Consider the following 22,651-nt stretch of genomic DNA (forward strand, 5'->3'; position numbering starts at 1 on the left):
CCGACAAGGGCGGTCAGCCACGAGACGCTTCGACCAGCCATAGAGACGACTGGGCGACACGCGAGATTTCGGTTGTGGTGTAAGTCTTGTCCGGTTGGCGCAGGGTGGTCGGTATACGACAGGCCTGCAAGAACGCCACCAACAGGGCGGACTTGACCGCAAAGTTCATGTTTTGTGCATCCGGCACGCTGGACGTCACCATCCCGACGACGGCACCGCCACTGTCGAACAGCGGGCTGCCACTGGAGCCTGGCTGAATGGGTGCGGTGAACTGGATCAGGCTGGCATCGCTGTGCAAGCCGAACAGGCTGGAAATACCCCCTTGGGTCACTTGCAGGCTGCCACCGGAAATCGAAGCCAGTGGATAGCCCAGCGCCACCACGTTATCGCCAGCTTCGCTGCCCGGCCCTTCGCGAAACGGCACCGAGGTCAACGGCGAGGCGCCTTGAACGCGCAACAGGGCAATGTCGTTGCGCCGGTCGACCACCACCGGCTCGACCTTGTAGCGCCCTTCCAGCGAACTGATGTACAGCACGCTCATGTCTTCGATGACATGCGCGCAGGTCATCAAGTGCGCAGGGCCTACCACAAACGCGGTGCCAGTGGCCGACTGGTGACGATGCGCGTCCTGGCCGCCGCCGTTGTTGCTGCCACGGCGTGGGTGAAAGTCACTGACCTCCAGGCCGATCTTGCGCCCGAACGCGGCCAGGCCATAGGCCGAGCCTTCGCTGAGGGCACGGAATTTCCATTGATCGTTGCGGCGGTAGAACTCGCCGATGATGATCGAGGCTTCGCCGTAGTCGCGCAGCTCGAGCGAGTATTCGATGTCGCTGTCGACCTGCAGGCTCAGGCTGCCTATTTCACTGATCGGGCCGGTCGCGGCATACACGTACACCATCAACAGTGCGCGGTCGCTGCCGGCCGGCAGGCTATTGAGGGTCAGTGTGCAACCGACGTCCTGCGGGCCACCGCTCCATTGCATCCACGATTGCTCTTCATGCAGCAATGCGGCGGGGCCGGTGGGCTGGCGCTTTTCGTTGACCGGCAGCAGGGCAACGGCTGCATATTCGCCGAAGATAGAGGCTTTGCCACTCTTCAGGTTCCAGGAACAACGTTCAGCAGCAAGGGCAACATTCGCGCCGGGGGCAAGAACTTTCATGCCGGTCCTCCTTGATAGGCTGAAGAGCAGGTTAATAGCAAAAATCTATTATCACGATGAAGCCAAAGCCCGTACAGCGACGGTGATGGCCTTGACGCGGATATTGTCTTGCCAATGTGTTTCCGGTTCTTTCAGGCCAAGACGGCGTGTGGCAAAAATGCCTGGCAGGTTGACCCCGGTTTCGCGTGTATAGCCAATCCCCCCGGAATAGCGCGGGTTGATTTCCAGCAAGTGCGGTGTGCCTTCGTCGTCATCGCGGGTCTGGACATTGACCAGGCCGTCACAGCGAAAATGCTCGGCGGCGCGCATCGCCAACTGCACCGCAGCACTGTCGCGCTCGAAGGTCTGGTGCAAGCCCTGCTTGCGTCGCCCGACAGCGGCAACCACCTTGCCCTGCTCGCACACCATGTCGACCGAGCACTCGCTGCCGGCCATGTACGGCATGACCAGCATGGGTGGCCGCTCGCCGGGCTGGCGATACGCCTGCAGATAGGCCTCGAAGCTGGTTTCGCGGGCATCGGGGTTGGCAAAGCAGCGAAAGGCATCGACCCCTTCCTTGAAGCGCCAGAAACCCTGGCCGAAGATACCGACGGTCGGTTTGATGCACACCTCGCCGCTGGCCGACAGGGTGTCATAGGCCTGTTGCAGTTGCTCGGCGTCGTTCGCCGTGATGCCGGGCACACACGGCAGGCCCGCGTGTTCGGCAGCGGCAGTGAAGCAGCTTTTGTCATCGACCAGGCGGAACGTCTCGGCGGACAGCCCGCCGGTGACCAGGTCCAGGCCGGCATCGACAAAACGCTGGCGATGACTTTCATAAAAACCGCCAATGCGGCCGGCAATCAATACCTTTACGCCCTGTTGCGTGGCGGTATCGAGAATCCACTCAAGGCGTTCGAGGTTGTCACGTGGCTCTTGCAGCGCCAGATCGGCAACCCCGGTAATCTCTTCGCGCGCTTGCCGATGCGAGGCAATAATGCGCACAGATGCCGGCAAAGCCTCGCGTGCGCCCATCATCACTTCACGCTGGCTGGACTGCCCTTCAAGGAACCAGATCATGCAACTCTCCGTCGTTCACAGCCATGCAGATGGCCTTGTCGAATTTTGTAATAACTGTTTTGCTTCAAAATGTTCGGATTAGGGCAAAGTCACGCAATTTTTCATAGGGGACAATGACATGAAGTGGCTCAAACGGTCGATCTGGCTGGTGGTTTTTCTCGTTGTAGGGGTTGGCGCGCTCAGCCTTCACTATCTGTTGCCGCGTCATGACGTGGTCATGATCACCGGCGTCGAGGTCAAGCGCATGGACGCCGACGGGGTGATCAACGCCGAGAACCCGGCAGACGGCCCGACCCGCGATGTGTATTTCATCAATACCGAGCACCCGGACAACAAGCATGTGGTGGTGTATCGCAACGAAGATACCGGTTGGAGCTTCCCGTGGTACTTCAAGTTCGATTCGGCCGATATCCAGGCCAAGGCGCAAGGTTACTCGCGTGACGCACAACAATTGGCAATTATTCGTTACTACGGCTGGCGCATTCAGATCCTGTCGATGTTCCCCAATGTGACCGCGATCGAATCCACGACCAGCCGTGACGAGCCGTTCCCCGTCTTCAACACGATTTTCTTCACCGTGCTGACGCTGCTGGTACTGATCGTTGCCCTGGCCGTGCGTCGCCGCCTGCGCAAGCCGCGTGTCGATGGCGTGGTGCGCTAAGCCCACCGTCACAATGCCATAATTGCGGGCACCGGCCAGCGCTGGGTGCCCGCTAACTGGTAAACTCCCGCGCCTCAATTCTTGCCCGAGGCGCTGTGCATGTCTTCCTTGAATCAGGCGCTCCGCGTCGCCCTCGACCATCGCCAGTCACTGCTGGCCGACCTGCATGCCCAGCATACCGATTGCTATCGCCTGTTCCATGGCAGCCAGGAAGGCGCAAGCGGGCTGACGATTGATCGTTACGGCCCGCAACTGTTAGTGCAAAGCTTCCATACCAGCCTGGAGCGCGATGCACTGCTTGATTTGCATGTGACAGTGCAGGCATTCCTCGGGCTGGAGCTGTTGCTGGTTTACAACGACCGCTCCAAAGGCAATTCGCGTATCGATCGCCAGGACAGCATCTATCAGGCCAGCGACGCGGCGCTGCAAGACCTGATCGGGCATGAATGGGGCTTGAACTACCGGGTACGCGGCCGGCATGCCGGGCAGGACCCGCTGCTGTTTCTCGACTTGCGCAATACCCGCGGCTGGGTAAAACGGCACAGCGCCGGCAAGCGTGTGCTGAACCTGTTTGCCTATACCTGTGGCGTTGGCCTGAGCGCGGCGGCCGGTGGTGCCAGTGAGGTCTGCAACCTCGACTTTGCCGAGGGCAACCTGGCCGTCGGTCGCGAAAACGGTGCACTCAACCCGCAACTGCCGCCCATGCAGTTCATTCAGTCCGACTATTTTCCGGCGATCCGCCAACTGGCCGGCCTGCCGGTGACCGCCCGGCGCTCGCAAAAACTGCCGGACTACCCACGCCTGCAACCGAGTCAATACGACCTGGTGTTGCTCGACCCGCCCGCCTGGGCCAAGAGTGCATTCGGCACCGTCGACCTGCTGCGTGACTACCAGAGCCTGCTCAAACCGGCGCTGCTGGCCACTCGCGATGACGGGGTGCTGATCTGCTGCAACAACCTGGCACGCGTCAGCATGGACGACTGGCGCGAGCAAGTGTTGCGTTGCGCTAACAAGAATGGCCGACCGGTTCGTGAGTGGCAGGTTATCCATCCGGCAGAAGATTTTCCGTCCATGGACCACCAGCCACCGCTGAAAACACTGGTTCTGCATTTTTAAGCCGACAAATATAAAGAATTTTCCTACACCTCTGGACGGCGTCGGCTTGTGAACCCAATGCGCATGCCATACTCCAAGCACCTCCGTTCAGAGAGAGACGTCGCCCCCAATGCCCAAAGTTCTCAAGCGTATTATTGGCACTCTGGTGGCCGTCCTGGTCCTTTACAGCCTGCTGGGCTTTTTCATCCTGCCCGGCATTGCCCTGCGCATCGCCAATCAGAAGCTGGCCGAATACGCCACGGTGCCGGCCAGAATCGAACGTCTGGAGCTCAATCCCTTCAGCCTTGAGCTGAGCGTCTGGGGCCTGAACATCGGCACACCGGGCAAAGAACAGGTAGCGTTTGAAAAACTCTACGCCAACCTGCAACTCGACAGCCTGTGGAGCGGCGCTCTGCATTTGCTGGATGTCGAGCTGGTCAAAGCGAAAACCGAGCTGTTGTTCGATAAAAAGGGCCAGCTCAACCTGAGCCAGCTGTTCAAAATGCCCGCCGCACAACCGGCACCTGAACAGGCGTCCCCCAGCGAGCCGTTCGCCTTGCGCATCGGGCGTATCAAGATGGTCGATGGGTATGTGCACTTTCGCGACGAGCGTCCCGGCGACCCTATCGAATTTTTGTACGACAAGCTGAACCTGGAACTGAAAAACCTCAGCACCCTGCCTGAAGACCACGCCGACGCGACGCTGGTCGCCATCGGCCCCGACGGAGGCCAGATCGATTGGGAGGGACGTATCGGTCTGTCGCCCATCGCCTCCGAAGGCACGCTGAAAATCACCGACAGCAAGATGAAGCTGTGGTGGCCGTATGTGCGCGACGCGGTGCCGCTGGCCTTGCAGGATGGCCGCCTGAGCCTGAGCACGGCCTACACCCTCAGCTTTGCCAAAGACACAGAATTGAAACTGACCAATACCCACGCCAGCGTGGCGGGACTGTCGATCAATGCCGCCGACGGCCGTTCGCTGGTGCGCTTGCAGCAACTGGACATCAGTGACAGCTCGCTGGACCTGGCCCGCCAGCAAGTGGTCATCGGCAAAGTGCGCAGCCAGAAGCTGGAAACCTGGGCCGCGCGCGAAGCCGATGGGCAACTGGACTGGCAGAAGCTGTTCGCCAGCCAGCCGAGCAAAAACGCCCCTGCCCCCGCCAAGCCGGCGGTCGACGAAAAAGCCCCCGAACCGGCCAAAAAGCCAGCACCGACTGCGCCGGGCAAACCCTGGCAAGTGCTGGTGCGCGATGTGCAACTGCGCAATTATCAGGTTCACCTGGCCGACCGCGTACCCGCCGAGCCCGTGGCACTGGAAATGGGGCCGCTTAACGTCGACCTGCAGAATTTCGACAGCCTGAACAAGTCGCCTTTCAAGGTACGGCTCGACACCGGGCTGGGCAAGCAAGGCAAGCTGACCGCCGCCGGCGACGTCAATCTGGCCCCGGTCAACGCCCGCTTGCAGGTCACCACCCAGGACATTGACCTGCGTGTGGCGCAGGCCTATATCAGCCCGTTCATTCGCCTTGAACTGCGCAGCGGCATGTTGGGCAGCGATCTGGTAGTCGATCTGCAAGGCACCGAGCCACTGGCCTTGAGCATCACCGGTAAAGCGCAGGTCAACCAGTTACATACCCTGGACACCCTCAAGCAGCGCGACTTCGTCAAATGGGAAAATCTCACGGTCGACGACCTCAGCTACAAGCATGGCCAAGGCCTGTCGATCGGCCGGGTCAATCTGCAGCAGCCGTATGCACGCTTCATGATCAACGAAGATCGCACCACCAACGTCGATGATCTGCTGATTCCGCAACCGGCCGACGCGAAACCAGAGCCGCGCGATATGCGCACCGTCAGCACCGAGAAGCCATTGGGTATCCATGTCGGCGAGGTGAATATCAAGGACGGCTCGGCGTATTTCGCCGACTTTACCCTGACCCCCAACTTCGCCACGGCCGTGCAGCAGCTCAATGGCCGCATCGGCACCATCGACAACCAGCAGACCAAGCCTGCGCCGGTCAATATCGAAGGCAAGGTCGACCGCTATGCACCGGTGACCATCAAGGGCGGCCTCAATCCATTCGACCCGATGGCCAGCCTCGACATCGCCGCCAGTTTCAAGCGCGTCGAATTGACCACCCTGACGCCCTATTCCGGCAAATTTGCCGGCTTCCGCATTCGCAAGGGCCGGCTCAATCTGGACCTGCATTACCTGATCACCAAAGGTCAGCTCAAGGCCGAAAACAAAGTGCTGGTCGAGCAACTGCAACTGGGTGAAAAGGTCGAAAGCCCGGATGCCGTGGACTTGCCAATTCGTCTGGCCGTGGCCTTGCTCAAAGATACCGAAGGGCGGATTTCGCTTGAACTGCCGCTTGAAGGCGACCTGAACAATCCGCAGTTCAGCGTCATGCCAATCGTCTGGCAGACCCTGCGCAACCTGGTTCTGCGTGCAGCACAATCGCCATTCAAGTTCATTGGCGGACTGGTCGCCGGCGGTGGCTCGCAGGATCTGGGCAATGTGCTGTTCGATCCGGGTTCCAGTACGTTGACCGTCCAGGCGCAGCAGGCACTGGACAAGCTGGCTGTCGGACTCAGTGAACGGCCGACCCTGCGCCTGGAGATCGAAGGCACCAGTGCTGCCGACAGCGACGGCCCGTTACTGGCCCGCCAGCGCCTGGAGCGCGAATACCAGTTCACCTGGTACAAGATTCTGCAACGCCGAGGTGACAAGGTGCCAGCGCGGGCCGGCTTGCTGGAGGTGCCGGAAGACGAAAAGGCGCCGATGCTCGATGGCATTTACCGCGCGCGCCTCAAACAGCAGCCGCCGGCGCAGTGGGCCGATCTGGGCAAGGAGGAGCGCCAGAACCAGCTACGCAATGCCGTGCTGCAGTTCTGGAGCAAAAATGAGGTACTGTTGCGCGAGCTGGGCCAGGACCGGGCCAGCAGCATCAAGGATTATCTGGTCGACAAGGGCAAGCTTGCAGACGAGCGGGTGTATTTCATCGATGCCCAGCTCGGCAAGGCTCAACCTGATGGCCGGGTGATCACGCCCTTGCACCTCGATAGCGAGTAGCCTCTTTGAACCATCGCCTTGTCCGTTTCGCCCTGTTGAGTGTGCTGGCTGGCGCCGGTATCGGCCAGGCACAGGCCTCGACCATGCGCTGCAACAGTCAGTTGATCAGCGTGGGCGATCATGCGTTCGAGGTGCAGAAGAAATGCGGACCACCTGCCAGCCAGGCGACGATAGGCTCCAGAGAAAACTTCAGCCGCAATTTCCGGCACTCCGAGCAGGTGTTGGTCGAAGAATGGATCTACGGGCCCGATCACGGCATGTACCGCTACCTGCGCTTTGAAGGCGGTCGCCTGACACGGATCGAGAGCAGGCGCGGCCAATAATCCCGCGTCCACAATAGAACAGGCCCCGACTCGAAAGCCGGGGCCTGTAATGACCACATCCATATGGTCGGTCGCATGAACCTTCTCTCATTCAGTCGAACACCTCCCTGGCGCTCGACTGTCTTTCAGAGGGTCATAGTCGATAATGCTTAGTCAGCTTTCAGGCCATCAGCCGATACAGCTGTAACGCCCTTGATGTTCTTGGCGATGCTGACTGCCTGTTTTTTCTGTGCTTCGGTCACTTTCACGTCCGAAGACAGGGAAACCACACCTTTGTTGGTTTCAACAGTGATGTCCGAGCCTGGAATGCCTTTCTCGGTCAGCAGATCGGCTTTGACCTTGGTGGTGATCCAGGTGTCGCTGCCTTCTTGCTTGGCATGATCGACGGTGTCAGCGGCAGCCAGCATCATTGGCGCCTGGGTAGCCTGGTTGGCGGTCTGGGCGAATGCGCCACCGGCCATGGTCAGAGTCAGGGCAGTGGCAGCAGCGATAGCGAACTTCTTCATACGATAACTCCTGTTTTTCTCAAAAACTGCGCTCACGTTGTAGCGCAGGGTTAACAGGTATATCGCAAGCGCTGTGCCAGTTTTAACCAAGGAATAAAACCCTTAAAAATCAATGAGTTGTATTTTTTTAAAAATTTCATCATCGTGCAGTTTGCCCGTTTGCTCTCGTGCACGCATGCAAGATGCAAGTTTTAAAAAGTTCCCTGTTTATCCCTCAAAATCCTGCGCTCAACGACGCCGTCAACGAGGCCGGCTCACCGGCATAGTTACCGGCACTGGCGATGGTTTCGATGTAGTCGCGATCGGTGACGTTGCGCGCATTCAGCGAGACCCGCACCTGATCGTTGATGTCGTAGAACAGGCTCATGTCGATGCGACCGTAGCCGCTGGCGCTGTAGCTGTTGGCCAGATTGCCCTGGCGCTTGCCGGCAAACACCACGCCAGCGCCCATGCCCAGGCCGCGTAACGCACCGCTCTGTAACTGGTAACTGGACCACAACGAGCCGCTGACCACCGGTATGCCTTCCAGCCGGTTGCCTTCTTCGAGCTGGGTGTCCTTGACCAGTTTGGCGTCGAGTACGGCGATGTTGCCGATCACATTCCAGCCCTCGCTTATTTCGCCGCTGACATCCAGTTCCAGGCCGCGCACGCGTTGTTCACCGGTCTGGATCGAATAGCTGCTGTCGGTGGAGTCAGTGGTCGACAGGTTCTGGCGGGTGATTTCGAACGCCGCCAGCGTGGCACTCAGGCGCTCGGGAATCAGGTCGTATTTGGCGCCGATTTCATACTGCTTGCCGGTTTCGGGGTCAAGCACACGGCCATTGCGGGTCAGGCGGTTCTGCGGCGCAAACGAGGTGCTGTAGCTGGCGTACAGGGCCAGGCGCTCGGTGGGCTGATAGACGATGCCGGCACGCGGCGAGGTGTCCGAAGGGTCGATATCGATGTCGCTGTAACTGCCGGTGGCGGTGTAGCTGCGATTACGCTGGTCGACCTTGTCCCAGCGCACGCCCAACAGTAGCTTCCATTGCTCGCTGAGGTCGATCTGGTCCTGCAGGTACAGCCCGTAGCTGCTTTGCCTGAAATCGGTGTCTTCGCCAAAGGTAAACGGGCCGGGTGCGGCGCCGTATACCGGGTTGTAGATGTCCAGCGGTGCCAGGTTGGCGCGCAGCATGGTCACCCGTCGCGTGCCCCTGACCGTCTCGACGCCGCCAAGCACTTGATGCTGCAAACCCAGCGTATCGAAATCGGCGATGGCTTCAAACTGGGCGCTCAGCGATCTGGCCGACTCATCGAAGTCGGTGGCGCGCCGCTGCGTGGTGCGGCCATCGCTCTGCAGGCTTTGCTGGGAGACGTTGAGCATGTCTTTGTTGGAGCGGTCCCAACGAGTCACTTGCCGCAAGGTCAGCCAATCGCTGGCGTCATGTTCGATACGCACCCAGGCGGCAGTCTTGTCGCTTTCGGCACGCGACCAGGGCTCTTCGAGAAACAGTTTCGAGCGCGAGTCGACCTTACCATTGATGGCCAGCAGGCCACGATCGTACTGGGCGTCGGTTTCAGTGTATTCCAGGCCCATTTCCACCCGCGTGTATTCGCTCGGCTCCCAGAGCAGCGTGGGGGCGATGAAACGCCGGTGACTGTCGCGATACAGGTCACGAAAGCTGCCTTCGGTCTGGGTGGCGATGGCCAGGCCGCCGGCCAGCGAATGCCCGGTGTCGAGCGGTCCGCTGACATAGGCCTGCAAGCGCCGAAAATCCCATGACCCCACCTGCGCCTTGACCTGCCCTTGAGCGGTATGGCTCGGTTTGCGGGTTACCAGATTGATCAGACCACCCGGATTGCCGCGCCCGTACAGCACCGAAGCCGGGCCCTTGAGCACTTCGACCCGTTCGATATTGCTCAGGTCGCTGAGGATTTCCGGGCGTACCACCAACGAGTTGGTCAGCATGCCGTCGACCGCATAGGTGGTGTTCTGGAAACCGCGAATGAAAAAGCTCTCGGTGGTGCCGCCATGGGTGTTGCCGCGCTGAATGCTGCTGACGTTGCTCAGCGCATCCCCAAGGCTGGTGAGTTGCTGGTCTTCGATGACCTGACGCGACACCACCTGAATCGACTGCGGGATGTCGCGCAACGGCGTGTCGGTCTTGGTCCCGGTGCTGCTGCGCGACACGCTGTAGCCTTCGACCGGGCCGATGGCGCGGCTACCGTCGTGCAGCCCGGCAATCGTCGTCGCGTCCAGTTGCAGGGCTGCACCTGGAACCGGCAGCGGCCGCAATGTCCAGGTATTGCCGGCCTGTGGCACCGCCTCCAGGCCCGTACCACGTAATAACTGGGCAAAGCCTTGCACGGTGCCCCACTCCCCATGTAAACCGGGGCTGCGCAGGTTGAGCGCCACGTTCGGGTCAATCGGCAGCGTGACCCCGGCCTTGGCGGCGAACGTCGCCAGGGTGTCGCTCAAGGCGCCAGCGGGAATGTCGTAGCTCTGAGTATGAGCCTGGGTTTGAGCCTGGGCCGGCGCGGTCAGGCCAATAGCGACGAGAACGGCCAGGCTAAAGATAGGGGTTGGGGTTGGCATGCAAGGGGTCCTGAGCACGTGATAATCCGGATTCAGCAGGGAGGACACGCCACAGGTAAAAAACACGACAGGGTTTTTCCGGTTTTTTTGCAGAACGTCAGGCAGGTTCCAGCGTGACCCAATAGCGCGTGACATAGCGCACCCTGACCGGCAGGGTCAGGGCAACCGCCGCCAGCGCAGTGTCGGTGTCCTGCAACTGGAAGGCGCCAGAGATCAGTAAATCGGCCACCTGCGACTCACAGCGCGTCCAGCCGCGCCGGTAGCGGCCCAGCTCACTGACGAAGTCGCCCAAACGCATGCGGTTGACGCGCAATACACCCTCGACCCAGTCGATGCCCTGCCCGCCGTCAGACAGCAACTGCACCTGCGTGTCGCTGATGAGTGCCTGCTGGCCGGCCAGCACCTGCAAGCCTGATACCGGGGCCTGATGTGGGACCGCCACGACCTTGCCCTCCAGCACCTGCAACCGGTCGTGATCGTCGAGCTGGCGAACCGAAAAGCGCGTGCCCAGCGGCTGGTAATTACCGCGCACCGACTCGACCGAAAAGGGTCTGGCATCCTGGCTGCCGGTACTGACGAAGAGCTCGCCCCGTCTCAGTACCAGCATGCGTTCGCTGGCGGTGTAGCGGATGTCGATGGCAGTGTCGGTATTCAGGCAAATCTCGGTGCCGTCGCTCAAAGTCATGGTGCGCCGCTCGCCGACGCGGGTGCTGGCATCGGCGGTCAGTGAAATGACTGTCGGGCTGCGCGCAGCAACGAATCCAAACGAGCCAATGACCACCATAGAGGTCAATGCCTTGAGTGCCGAGCGGCGCTTGAGGCTGGTGCTATGCGCCAGCGTCGTACGCCCCAGGGCCGGCGGAATACTGTGCAGTTGCTCGCTGAAACGGCTCGCCAGTTGCCAGGCGCGCTCATGGTCGCTGTGCGCCCGACGCCATTGCGTGCATGCCTGCTGATCATGCTCGGTGGCGGTCGGCGATTGCAGGCGCAGAAACCAGGCCGCGGCCTGTCGGGCGATCTTGCGATCAATGGGGGCGGTGTTGGTGCTCATGCGGCATGACCCGACGCCAGCACGATGCACTCTTCAAAGCCTTGCAGCAGGTAGCGCTGTACGGTGCGCACGCTGACACTCAGCACGTCGGCAATTTCTTCCTGGGTGTAGCCTTCGAGTTGCGACATCAGGAACGCCTGCCGTGCCTTGGCCGACAAGGCGGCCAGCACTTGATCGACTTCATGCAACGCTTCAAGAATGGCGGCCCGGGATTCGGCGCTGGGTGCTTCTTGTTCCGGCATGCTGGCCAGCGCTTCGAGCCAGGCCTCTTCCAGCGAGCGGCGGCGATACAGATTGGCCAGCAGGCGCTTGGCGATGGTCGCCAGGTAGGCACGCGGCTCACTCAGGTCATCGGCCGGGTACGGTGAGGTCAGCAGACGTACAAAGGTGTCCTGGCTCAGGTCGGCGGCATCGCAGCGATTGCCGACGCGACGGCTCAGCCAGCCGGTCAGCCAGGCATGGTGAGCGCTGTACAGCCGTTGAACGGGAGCATGATCGGCAGGCGTCGACATGGCGTGAATAAGCTTGGTGATGAGAATGTATCTCAGTTTATACAGTTCATCATCGTGCCAGCAATCGGCATGCTTCGCATGTGCGCCTGAAGGTGGCGCATAAAAAAATCCGCGACCATCACTGATCGCGGATTTTTCAGGCAACGCGGCGTCATGCAGACGCCGGCTGACGGGGTTACATCAAACGCCGGACGCTTTGGCAGCGGCTACGTCTTTGATCGACAGCTTGATACGGCCGCGGTTGTCCACGTCCAGTACCAGGACTTCAACTTCCTGACCTTCCTTGAGGATGTCGGTCACTTTCTCGACGCGGGCGTCGCTCAGCATCGAGATGTGAACCAGACCGTCCTTGCCAGGCAGGATGTTGACGAAGGCGCCGAAGTCGACGATGCGCTCGACCTTGCCGACGTAGATCTTGCCGATTTCGGCTTCGGCAGTGATGCCCAGAACGCGCTGGCGAGCAGCCTCGGCCGCTTCCTTGGTTTCACCGAAGATCTTGATCGAACCGTCGTCTTCGATATCGATCGAAGCCTTGGTTTCTTCGCAGATTGCACGGATGGTTGCACCACCCTTGCCGATGACGTCACGGATCTTGTCGGTGTCGATCTTCATCGCGATCATGGTCGGCGCGTTGGCCGACAGTTCGCTGCGCGACTGGCCGATGATCTGGTTCATCTGGCCGAGGATGTTCAGGCGAGCTTCCAGGGCCTGGCCCAGGGCGATCTCCATGATCTCTTCGGTGATGCCCTTGATCTTGATGTCCATCTGCAGCGCAGTGACACCCTTGGACGTACCGGCAACCTTGAAGTCCATGTCGCCCAGGTGGTCTTCGTCACCCAGGATGTCGGTCAGAACGGCGAACTTGCCGCCTTCCTTGACCAGGCCCATGGCGATACCGGCAACCGGCGCCTTGACCGGCACACCGGCGTCCATCAGGGCCAGCGAAGCGCCGCAGACCGAAGCCATGGAGCTGGAACCGTTGGACTCGGTGATTTCCGATACCACGCGAATGGTGTATGGGAATACGTCGGCGCCAGGCAGCATGGCCTGGATGCTGCGACGGGCCAGACGGCCGTGGCCGATTTCACGACGACCAGCGCCGCCCATGCGACCACACTCGCCCACCGAGAACGGAGGGAAGTTGTAGTGCAGCATGAAGCTGTCTTTTTTCTCGCCTTCAAGGGTGTCGAGCAGTTGCGCGTCACGGGCAGTACCCAGCGTGGCAACGACCAGCGCCTGGGTTTCGCCACGGGTGAACAGTGCCGAACCGTGAGTCTTGGGCAGCACACCGACTTCGATGTTCAGCGGACGTACGGTGCGGGTGTCACGGCCGTCGATACGCGGCTTGCCGTTGACGATGTTCTCGCGCACGGTGCGGTATTCGATTTCACCGAAAGCGGCTTTGACTTCGCTGGCAGTCGGGCTGCCTTCTTCGGCGGCCAGTTTGGCAACGATCTGCTCGCGCAGTTCGCCCAGACGGGCATAGCGGTCGGCTTTGACAGTGATGGTGTAGGCGTCGGAGATCGCGTCGCCGAACTCGGCACGGATGGCGCCCAGCAGCTCGGTGGCCTCAGCCTTTGGCTGCCAGTTCCACAGCGGCTTGGCGGCTTCGGCGGCCAGTTCCTTGACGGCGTTGATCACCACCTGGAATTCGTCGTGGGCGAACAGTACGGCGCCCAGCATCTGGTCTTCGGTCAGCTCTTTGGCTTCCGATTCAACCATCAGAACGGCTTCGGAAGTACCGGCCACGACCATGTCCAGGCTCGAAGCCTGCAGTTGCTCGTAAGTCGGGTTCAGCAGGTAGCCGGTGCTCTCGTGGAATGCAACGCGGGCAGCGCCGACAGGACCGTCGAAAGGAATGCCGGAGATGGCGAGGGCGGCCGAGGTACCGATCATGGCAGCGATGTCCGGATCGGTTTTCTTGCTGGTCGACACGACGGTGCAGACGACCTGGACTTCGTTCATGAAGCCTTCAGGGAACAGCGGACGGATCGGACGGTCGATCAGTCGCGAAGTCAGGGTTTCCTTCTCGGAAGGACGGCCTTCACGCTTGAAGAAACCGCCAGGGATCTTGCCGGCGGCGTAGGTTTTTTCCTGGTAGTGCACGGACAGCGGGAAGAAGCCCTTGCTCGGGTCCGCATGCTTGGCGCCCACTACGGTCACCAATACGCTGACGTCGTCGTCAACGGTGACCAGTACTGCGCCCGAAGCCTGACGAGCAATGCGGCCTGTCTCCAGGGTGATGGTCGACTGACCAAACTGAAACTTCTTGATTACCGGGTTCACGGTTTCCTACCTTATTTGCGACTTTTGGGGGAACTGGTTTCTTGCGAATTCTTGGGCCTGGCGGGGTATCGGCCCCTTCCACAGTCCAGATAAAACTTGAGGCTGGAAGCCTGCCAGGCTCACCGGTCGAACCGATGAGCCCAGGCAGGCAACCAACCTCAGATTCCTGCTCGCCGATGCGTGTCCGGTCTCATCGAAAAGACCCGCACAAGCCGAAGCAGGAGAAGCGCCACATCGCTATTAGCGACGCAGGCCCAGACGACCGATCAGGGTGCTGTAACGGCTTACGTCTTTGCCTTTCAGGTAGTCCAGCAGCTTGCGACGCTGGTTTACCATGCGGATCAGACCACGACGGGAGTGGTGATCTTTACCGTTGGCTTTGAAGTGGCCTTGCAGCTTGTTGATGTTGGCGGTCAGCAGTGCAACTTGCACTTCTGGCGAACCAGTATCACCTGGAGCTTGCTGGTAGTCGGTTACGATCTGAGCTTTATCTTCAACGCTGAGTGCCATGTGGGCAATCCTTCAAGTCTAAGGAAGCGTCCTGCAACAGACGCATCCAACAGGCCGAGGCTAATACCTCGTATTAAATAATGAGATGTGACCGTGCCTGTTGACAGCCACCCTCGTCCCTCGCTTCAACCGGACAAGCCGGTCGTTGCGCGGGTTTTCGGTCACTCTGACCGAATCAGCCGACGCGGCGCAATGCGCCCGTCTTCGCTCACTTCACCGATTCCGATGAAGCGTCCTTCGTGATCCTGCACCCGCACCATACCGAATTTCGGCGCGTCCGGGGCCCTGACTGGCTGACCATGCAACCAGTAGAACGCACTGTGTTCGGAAAACTTCAACAGTGGCCAGTCCTGCAACCCGCTGTCCGATGGCATCAGGAAGCGATCGATCGCTTCGTTGCCGCCGTCGGCATGGGCCTGTTCGAGCTCTTCCAGCGTGACCGTCTGGGCCAGCGTGAAAGGACCGGCCTGAGTGCGTCGCAGTTCAGCGACATACGCACCACAACCCAGTTGCTCACCGATATCTTCCACCAGGGTACGGATATAGGTGCCTTTACTGCAGTCCACGGACAGCCTGGCGGTGTCGCCTTCGCTCGCCAGCAATTCCAGGCGCGCAATAGTAACAGAACGCGGTTCGCGCTCCACTACTTCCCCTGCACGCGCCAGCTTGTACAGCGGCTGGCCATCGCGCTTGAGGGCCGAGTACATCGGCGGTATCTGGCTGATTTGACCACGAAATCGTGGCAAAGCCGCTTCGATATCCGCGCGACCAACGGTCACAGGCCGCTCCACCAATACGTCGCCTTCGGCGTCACCCGTGGTAGTGGTCTTGCCCAGTTGCATCAGGGTTTCGTAGGACTTGTCCGAATCGAGCAGGTACTGCGAGAACTTGGTTGCCTCGCCGAAGCACAACGGCAACACACCGCTGGCCAGCGGATCGAGGCTGCCGGTGTGCCCGGCCTTCTCGGCATTGAGCAGCCAGCGTACCTTTTGCAGGGCCGCATTGGAGGTGAACCCCAAGGGCTTGTCGAGCAGAATGATCCCGCTGACGTTACGGCGGATACGTTTGACCTGGGCCACCCGTTACTCCTTGGAATCGTCTGAGGCGGCATCGCTCTGATGCTGGCTGTCTTCGGCCACGGCACGCTCGATCAACGACGAGAGGTGAGCGCCACGCACCACGCTTTCATCGTAATGGAAGTGCAATTGCGGCACGCTGCGCAGTTTCATTTCGCGGCCCAGTTGCATGCGCAGGAAGCCGGCGGCGGTGTTGAGCACCTTGATGCTTTGTGCGATGGCTGCGGCATCGTCCTGGCCCATCACGGTCACGTAAATCTTGGCGTGACCGACATCGCGGCTGACATCCACGGCGGTGATGGTGACCAGACCGACGCGCGGGTCTTTGACTTCACGGCGGATCAGTTGCGCCAGCTCGCGCTGCATCTGATCGCCAATGCGTTGGGTACGGCTATATTCTTTGGCCATGCTTGATACCTGTTACTGACCCGGGCACAAACCCTGACGGTCTGAAAGCGGCAAACGCCCGGCCTGACGTAAGTCAGACCGGGCGTTGCGTTCAGCTCGCGACACGGTACAGACGCACCGTGTCCGAAGCCTGCGGTTTAGAGGCTGCGAGCAACCTGGACCTTCTCGAAGACTTCGATCTTGTCACCGACCTTGACGTCGTTGTAGCTCTTGACGCCAATACCGCATTCCATGCCGTTACGCACTTCAGCAGCGTCGTCCTTGAAGCGGCGCAGCGATTCCAGCTCGCCTTCGAAGATAACGATGTCTTCACGCAGTACACGGATCGGACGGTTACGGTAGACCGTACCCTCGATAACCATACAGCCTGCGATCGCACCGAACTTCGGCGAACGAAACACGTCACGCACTTCGGCGATGCCCAGGATGTTCTCGCGAACATCGCTGCCCAGCATACCGGTCAGGGCTTTCTTGACGTCTTCGATGATGTCGTAGATTACGTTGTAGTAACGCATATCCAGACCTTCCTGCTCGACGATCTTGCGCGCACCGGCATCGGCACGCACGTTGAAGCCGAACAGAACAGCGCTGGAGGCCAGTGCCAGGTTGGCGTCGCTTTCGGTGATACCACCGACACCGCCACCAATGACGCGGACCTGCACTTCATCGTTACCCAGACCACCCAAGGCACCTTGCAGGGCCTCGAGGGAACCACGGACGTCGGATTTGAGGACGATGTTGAGCGTCTTCTTCTCTTCCTGACCCATGTTCTCGAAGATGTTTTCCAGCTTGCCAGCATGTGCGCGAGCCAGTTTGACTTCGCGGAACTTGCCTTGACGGAACAGCGCGACTTCACGGGCTTTCTTCTCGTCAGCCAGTACAGTCATCTCGTCACCGGCTTCCGGCGTGCCGTCCAGGCCGAGAATCTCGACAGGGATCGACGGACCGGCTTCCTTCACAGGCTTGCCGTTTTCGTCGAGCATGGCGCGGATACGGCCGAAGTTCGAACCGATCAGGGCCATGTCGCCCTGGCGCAGCGTACCGTCCTGAACCAGAACGGTGGCTACCGGGCCACGGCCCTTGTCCAGACGCGATTCGACGACGACACCACGGCCAGGAGCCGATGGCGTGGCCTTGAGTTCGAGAACCTCGGCCTGCAGCAGAACGGCTTCGAGCAGTTCGTCGACACCGGTACCCATTTTCGCGGAGACCGGAACGAACGGCGTATCACCGCCCCACTCTTCTGACGTTACGCCGTAGATCGACAGCTCGCTGCGAATGCGATCCAGGTCTGCACCCGGCTTGTCGATCTTGTTCACCGCAACCACCAGCGGCACGCCAGCAGCCACGGCGTGCTGAACGGCTTCGATGGTTTGCGGCATCACGCCGTCGTCGGCCGCGACCACCAGGATCACGATGTCGGTCGCCTTGGCACCGCGGGCACGCATGGCGGTAAACGCCGCGTGACCCGGGGTGTCGAGGAAGGTGACCATGCCGCGCTCGGTTTCTACGTGGTAGGCACCGATGTGCTGGGTGATACCACCGGCCTCGCCAGCAGCGACCTTGGCACGACGAATGTAGTCGAGCAGGGACGTCTTGCCGTGGTCAACGTGACCCATTACGGTCACAACCGGAGCACGGGAGAAGGTTTCACCTTCGAATTTCAGGGACTCGGCCAGCGATTCTTCGAGGGCGTTGTCGCTGACCAGCGTGACCTTGTGGCCCAGCTCTTCGGCGATCAGGTGAGCAGTTTCCTGATCCAGCACCTGGTTGATGGTCACTGGAGTGCCCATCTTGAACATGAACTTGATGACTTCTGCAGCCTTGACCGACATCTTCGCGGCCAGCTCGCCCACGGTGATGGTCTCGCCGATAGCGACGTCGCGAATGACCGGACCGGTCGGCGCCTGGAAGCCATGCGCATTGCGCTTCTTCAGCTTCGACTTGCCACGGCCGCCACGGCGGAAGCCGTCGCTTTCTTCATCGGTGGTACGCGGTGCAACACGCACTGCTGGCGCCTTGTCCTTGCTCGACGGACGATGCGGGGCGCTTTTGCGCTCGCCATCGCCACGCGGGGCACGGTCGTCGCCACCACGCGAAGGAGCCTTGTCCGGACGACGCTCTTCGCGCTTGCGCACTTCGATGGTCGTTGGTGCCGGGGCGCCGTTAGCGTTGGCAGCGCCAGACACATCACGTGCAGGCTCTGGAGCTGCAGCGCGCGGTGCCGGTGCTTCGGCAGGCTTGCTGGCCGGTGCCGGAGCCTGGGCCGCAGGTGCGGCAGCCAAAGGCTGACGACGGGCCTGGTCTTCACCACGACGCTTGGCTTCTTCAGCCTCGGCCTTTTGACGGGCTGCGTTTTCTACCGCACGGCGCTCTTCCAGCTCGCGCTTGCGCTCGGCTTCGATTTCTTCGGCGCTGCGCTGCACGAAGACTTTCTTCTTGCGTACTTCAACGCTAATGCTCTTGCTGCCGGCAACACGCAGGGTGCTGGTGGTCTTGCGCTGCAAGGTAATCTTGCGCGGCTCTTCCACTTTAGCCTTGTGGCTGCTTTTCAAGTGAGTCAGCAACGATTGCTTCTCACTGTCGGACACGTGTTCCTCGGCGGCGGTGTGCGGCAGACCTGCCTCACGCATCTGCTGCAGCAGGCGCTCTACCGGTGTTTTGACCTCATCGGCCAGTTGTTTCACCGTGACTTGCGTCATGCACTTCTCTCCTCAGGCCGCGCCTGTTACTCGAACCAATGGGCTCGGGCGGCCATGATCAACTTGCCGGCACGATCATCGTCAATGCCGTCGATGTCGAGCAGGTCATCTATAGACTGCTCGGCCAGGTCTTCGCGGGTAATTACGCCGCGCACCGCCAGTTCCATCGCCAAATCCTTGTCCATACCCTCAAGCGAGAGCAGGTCTTCGGCCGGATGGGCGTCTGCCAGCTTTTCCTCAGTAGCGATGGCTTTGGTCAACAAGCGATCCTTGGCACGAGCACGAAGCTCATTGACAATATCTTCGTCAAAGCCGTCGATGTTGAGCATTTCTTCCAACGGTACGTAGGCAATTTCTTCCAGGCTGGTGAAGCCTTCATCAACCAGTACCTGCGCCAGTTCTTCGTCGACTTCCAGCTCGTCGATGAAGTTGCGCAGAATGTCACCGGTCTCTGCCTGCTGCTTGGCCTGAATATCGGACTCGGTCATCACGTTGAGCGTCCAGCCGGTCAACTGACTGGCCAGGCGTACGTTCTGTCCGCCACGACCAATCGCTTGCGCCAGGTTGTCCGCGCCAACAGCGATATCCATTGCATGGGCATCTTCATCGACGATGATTGCCGCTACTTCAGCAGGGGACATTGCATTGATCACAAACTGTGCCGGGTTATCGTCCCACAGCACAATATCCACACGCTCGCCACCCAGCTCGCCGGAAACAGCCTGGACACGCGAACCGCGCATGCCGATGCAGGCGCCTTGCGGGTCGATGCGTTTGTCCTTGGAGCGAACAGCGATTTTTGCACGCGAACCCGGGTCACGGGAGGCAGCCATCACCTCGATCAGACCTTCAGCGATTTCCGGAACTTCGATACGGAAAAGCTCAATCAGCATTTCTGGCGCAGTACGCGACAGAATCAGCTGCGGGCCACGGTTTTCGGTGCGAATTTCTTTAAGCAGTGCCCGTACACGAACACCGACCCGGAATGTCTCGCGGGAGATGATGTCTTCGCGTGCCAGCAAGGCTTCGGCATTGTTGCCCAGGTCAACGATGACATTGTCACGCGTCACCTTCTTTACAGTGCCGGAAATGATTTCGCCCAACCGCTCGCGATAGGCGTCGACAACCTGGGCACGTTCAGCTTCACGAACCTTCTGCACGATGACCTGTTTGGCCGTTTGCGCAGCGATACGACCGAACTCGATGGACTCGATTTTTTCTTCGATCACTTCACCGGCAACAGCGCCCGGCTTGTGCGCCTGGGCCTGGTCTACCGCATATTGGTGTGCCGGATCGTCGAGGTCTTCGTCTTCGACCACAGTCCAGCGACGGAATGTTTCGTAATTACCTGTGTGGCGGTTGATTTCAACACGCACATCCACTTCATCTTCGTAGCGCTTCTTGGTGGCTGTAGCGAGTGCCAGCTCCAGCGCTTCAAAAATAACACCGGCCGGTACACCCTTTTCATTGGATACCGACTCAACTACCAGCAGTACTTCTTTGCTCATCGTACGCCTCGCCTTTCGCAAGCCATTGGATCCGCGGGATCCGCAGCATCTGGCACGTTTCAGTCAAACGCGGGAATAATGTTGGCTTTGTCGATCAGGTCGATCGGCAACAGATACTCGTTACTGTCGACCTGCACCACGACATCCTGCTCCTCCACCCCGCGGAGAACGCCTTGAAAGTTGCGCCGTCCCTCAAATGGAGAACGCAGCTTTATTTTCACTTGTTGCCCGGCGTGCGCCGCAAACTGCTCAATGCTGAACAGAGGACGATCCATGCCAGGCGAGGACACTTCCAGGGTGTATTCAGAGCTGATTGGATCTTCTACATCCAACACACCACTGATTTGGCGACTGACGATTTCGCAGTCATCCACCAGAATGCCGTCTTCTTTGTCGATATAAATGCGCAGCAGCGAATGCCGGCCTTGGGAAATGAATTCGATTCCCCAGCATTGATAGCCAAGCGCTTCAACCACTGGGGCCAGTAGGGCCTGCAACTGTTCCAGCTTGCTCGACATCTGAACCCCCTCGTGCATGCTTTAGAAATAAAAAAATGGGCAAAAGCCCATCACTGAAGACGCCGCTGAACACCGGCGTCATGTTCTGTACAGCTAGCAAAAAGCCCCTTAAAAGGGGCTTCGCTAAAACTGGTTGCGGGAGCTGGATTTGAACCAACGACCTTCGGGTTATGAGCCCGACGAGCTACCAGACTGCTCCATCCCGCGACAAAGCTGGGGCCGGATTATACGACTGATACCTTGGCAGGTCAATCGAACATCCGCCCACAAGAAAGCCCGCTAATGCGGGCTTTCCTGCTAATTGGTACCGAGAAGGGGACTCGAACCCCTACACCCTATGGGCACAACCACCTCAAGGTTGCGTGTCTACCAATTCCACCACCTCGGCATAACTCTTTTGGCGATCTCTACAAACACCGCCTGAAATCTGTATTACTGCAAACTTTTACTTCTGTGCTGGAGCGGCAGGAACATCAGCTGGAGTAGCGGCTGGCTTCTGACCTTCAAGCATCGGCACATCATCTGAGGCTGGCTTTTGCTTGATTTCCATTACAGCTGGATCTGGCAAACCGACCTGATCAAACTGCTGAGCTTTTTCTTTAGCAAAGTAGCCTAAGCCCAAGCTAGTTATGAAAAAACATGCAGCGAGTATAGCAGTAAACTTACTCAGAAAGGTAGCACTTCCTTGGCCTCCGAAGACAGTATTTGATGCACCCGCACCAAAAGAAGCTCCAGCCTCTGCACCTTTACCCTGCTGCATCAGAACCAGGGCAACAACACCCAGTGCACCCAGCAGATGAAAAACGACTACGACTGTTTCCAGCATTTTTTCAGTTTCCCGCGGCGCGACAGATCGCACCGAATTCATCTGCATTCAGGGAGGCGCCACCTACAAGCCCCCCATCGATATCCGGCATGCTGAACAACTCGGCCGCATTGGCCGCCTTGACGCTGCCGCCATATAGAAGCCGCACGCCTTGCGCGACTTCAGGATTCTCTTTTGCCAACTGCGCACGAATCGCTGCGTGCACGTCTTGCGCTTGCTCAGGCGTTGCGGTCAACCCGGTGCCGATGGCCCAGACAGGCTCATAAGCGATTACAGCATTGACCAGCGCTTCAATACCAAACGCCTTGATGACACTGTCAAGCTGCTGCCCGACCACTTCAAGCGTTTGTTGCGCCTCGCGCTGCTCCAGGGTTTCCCCGATACACAGCACAGGGGTCAGACCCGCAGACTGAACGGCAGCAAACTTGCGATTCAGCACCTCATCCGACTCACCCAGCAACAGGCGACGCTCGGAGTGCCCAACCAGCACCAGCTTGCAACCCGCATCGGCCAGCTGGCTCGACGCGATCTCACCTGTCAGCGCACCCTGGCCAGCCTGTACGGCTGCGTCCTGAGCACCGACGGCAATCGACGTTTCCCGAAGGCCGTCGATTACCAGACCCACATGCAGGCTCGAAGGGAAGACTGCAACATCGACACTGCCAGGCAGAGTCTGTGCAGCAAGCCCGTCGATCAGCTCAGCGACGCTGGCGCGGGTACCGTGCATTTTCCAGTTACCAGCTACCATCGTGCGACGCATGCTGTACCTCGTCGGTCAAAGTGGGCGCAGATGTTACCCAACACTGCAA

General features: G+C 59.7%; 19 protein-coding genes and 2 tRNA genes. 4 read left to right on the top strand and 17 right to left on the bottom strand.

Annotated features, from left to right (window positions below; translation table 11 throughout):
• Window positions 1-13: 13 nt before the first annotated feature.
• Together ACYP2A_RS31120 and ACYP2A_RS31125 are read right to left on the bottom strand one after the other, a co-directional pair.
• Window positions 14-1,159, bottom strand: coding sequence for a trypsin-like peptidase domain-containing protein (locus tag ACYP2A_RS31120; RefSeq protein ID WP_459749749.1), 1,146 nt, complete (start codon window positions 1,157-1,159; stop codon window positions 14-16).
• A 51-nt stretch (window positions 1,160-1,210) separates the two neighbouring features.
• Window positions 1,211-2,215 (bottom strand): ATP-grasp domain-containing protein, encoded by a 1,005-nt coding sequence (locus ACYP2A_RS31125; protein ID WP_459749750.1) that lies wholly within the window; start codon window positions 2,213-2,215, stop codon window positions 1,211-1,213.
• A gap of 118 nt (window positions 2,216-2,333) precedes the next feature.
• Here ACYP2A_RS31125 and ACYP2A_RS31130 point away from each other — a divergent pair, with 118 nt between their 5' ends.
• From ACYP2A_RS31130 to ACYP2A_RS31145, 4 genes are all read left to right on the top strand, one after another.
• Entirely contained in the window at window positions 2,334-2,876 is a 543-nt protein-coding gene (locus ACYP2A_RS31130) for a DUF1523 family protein (protein ID WP_459749751.1), read from the top strand.
• A gap of 99 nt (window positions 2,877-2,975) precedes the next feature.
• Window positions 2,976-3,992 (top strand): class I SAM-dependent rRNA methyltransferase, encoded by a 1,017-nt coding sequence (locus ACYP2A_RS31135; protein WP_459749752.1) that lies wholly within the window; start codon window positions 2,976-2,978, stop codon window positions 3,990-3,992.
• A gap of 109 nt (window positions 3,993-4,101) precedes the next feature.
• Window positions 4,102-7,044: a DUF748 domain-containing protein gene (locus tag ACYP2A_RS31140; RefSeq protein WP_459749753.1), complete on the top strand. Its 2,943-nt coding sequence runs from the start codon at window positions 4,102-4,104 to the stop codon at window positions 7,042-7,044.
• An 83-nt stretch (window positions 7,045-7,127) separates the two neighbouring features.
• Entirely contained in the window at window positions 7,128-7,367 is a 240-nt protein-coding gene (locus ACYP2A_RS31145; protein WP_459749855.1) for a DUF2845 domain-containing protein, read from the top strand.
• Window positions 7,368-7,516: 149 nt separating this feature from the next.
• On the opposite strand, the gene ACYP2A_RS31150 is transcribed toward ACYP2A_RS31145, so the two are convergent.
• The 15 genes from ACYP2A_RS31150 to tpiA all read right to left on the bottom strand — a co-directional run bounded on the left by ACYP2A_RS31150 (window position 7,517) and on the right by tpiA (window position 22,602).
• Entirely contained in the window at window positions 7,517-7,873 is a 357-nt protein-coding gene (locus ACYP2A_RS31150; protein ID WP_459749754.1) for a BON domain-containing protein, read from the bottom strand.
• 214 nt (window positions 7,874-8,087) lie between these two features.
• Window positions 8,088-10,445, bottom strand: a complete 2,358-nt coding sequence (locus ACYP2A_RS31155) for a TonB-dependent siderophore receptor (protein ID WP_459749755.1) — start codon at window positions 10,443-10,445, stop codon at window positions 8,088-8,090.
• 97 nt (window positions 10,446-10,542) lie between these two features.
• Complete coding sequence (locus ACYP2A_RS31160) at window positions 10,543-11,496, bottom strand: FecR domain-containing protein (RefSeq protein WP_459749756.1); 954 nt, start codon at window positions 11,494-11,496, stop codon at window positions 10,543-10,545.
• Window positions 11,493-12,008 (bottom strand): sigma-70 family RNA polymerase sigma factor, encoded by a 516-nt coding sequence (locus tag ACYP2A_RS31165; RefSeq protein WP_459749757.1) that lies wholly within the window; start codon window positions 12,006-12,008, stop codon window positions 11,493-11,495. The genes ACYP2A_RS31160 and ACYP2A_RS31165 overlap by 4 nt, the downstream gene beginning before the upstream one ends.
• A gap of 180 nt (window positions 12,009-12,188) precedes the next feature.
• A complete protein-coding gene (pnp, locus tag ACYP2A_RS31170) occupies window positions 12,189-14,294 on the bottom strand; it encodes a polyribonucleotide nucleotidyltransferase (protein ID WP_459749758.1) in 2,106 nt (701 codons plus the stop codon).
• 240 nt (window positions 14,295-14,534) lie between these two features.
• Entirely contained in the window at window positions 14,535-14,804 is a 270-nt protein-coding gene (rpsO, locus tag ACYP2A_RS31175; protein ID WP_459749759.1) for a 30S ribosomal protein S15, read from the bottom strand.
• Between the two features lie 161 nt (window positions 14,805-14,965).
• Window positions 14,966-15,883, bottom strand: a complete 918-nt coding sequence (truB, locus tag ACYP2A_RS31180; protein ID WP_459749760.1) for a tRNA pseudouridine(55) synthase TruB — start codon at window positions 15,881-15,883, stop codon at window positions 14,966-14,968.
• Between the two features lie 3 nt (window positions 15,884-15,886).
• A complete protein-coding gene (gene rbfA, locus ACYP2A_RS31185) occupies window positions 15,887-16,288 on the bottom strand; it encodes a 30S ribosome-binding factor RbfA (protein ID WP_459749761.1) in 402 nt (133 codons plus the stop codon).
• Between the two features lie 137 nt (window positions 16,289-16,425).
• On the bottom strand, window positions 16,426-18,990 hold the full coding sequence (gene infB / locus ACYP2A_RS31190) for a translation initiation factor IF-2 (protein ID WP_459749762.1): 2,565 nt from the start codon (window positions 18,988-18,990) through the stop codon (window positions 16,426-16,428).
• Window positions 18,991-19,016: 26 nt separating this feature from the next.
• The gene (nusA, locus tag ACYP2A_RS31195; protein WP_459749763.1) at window positions 19,017-20,498 is read right to left on the bottom strand and encodes a transcription termination factor NusA; all 1,482 of its coding nucleotides are present in this window, start codon (window positions 20,496-20,498) and stop codon (window positions 19,017-19,019) included.
• A gap of 59 nt (window positions 20,499-20,557) precedes the next feature.
• Complete coding sequence (gene rimP / locus ACYP2A_RS31200) at window positions 20,558-21,016, bottom strand: ribosome maturation factor RimP (protein ID WP_459749764.1); 459 nt, start codon at window positions 21,014-21,016, stop codon at window positions 20,558-20,560.
• A 130-nt stretch (window positions 21,017-21,146) separates the two neighbouring features.
• Window positions 21,147-21,223, bottom strand: a tRNA-Met gene (locus ACYP2A_RS31205).
• A 95-nt stretch (window positions 21,224-21,318) separates the two neighbouring features.
• A tRNA-Leu gene (locus tag ACYP2A_RS31210) sits at window positions 21,319-21,404 on the bottom strand.
• Between the two features lie 57 nt (window positions 21,405-21,461).
• Window positions 21,462-21,842: a preprotein translocase subunit SecG gene (gene secG, locus ACYP2A_RS31215; protein ID WP_459749765.1), complete on the bottom strand. Its 381-nt coding sequence runs from the start codon at window positions 21,840-21,842 to the stop codon at window positions 21,462-21,464.
• A 4-nt stretch (window positions 21,843-21,846) separates the two neighbouring features.
• On the bottom strand, window positions 21,847-22,602 hold the full coding sequence (gene tpiA, locus ACYP2A_RS31220; protein ID WP_459749766.1) for a triose-phosphate isomerase: 756 nt from the start codon (window positions 22,600-22,602) through the stop codon (window positions 21,847-21,849).
• Window positions 22,603-22,651: the final 49 nt, after the last annotated feature.

This window comes from Pseudomonas sp. 3A(2025), assembly GCF_054589175.1.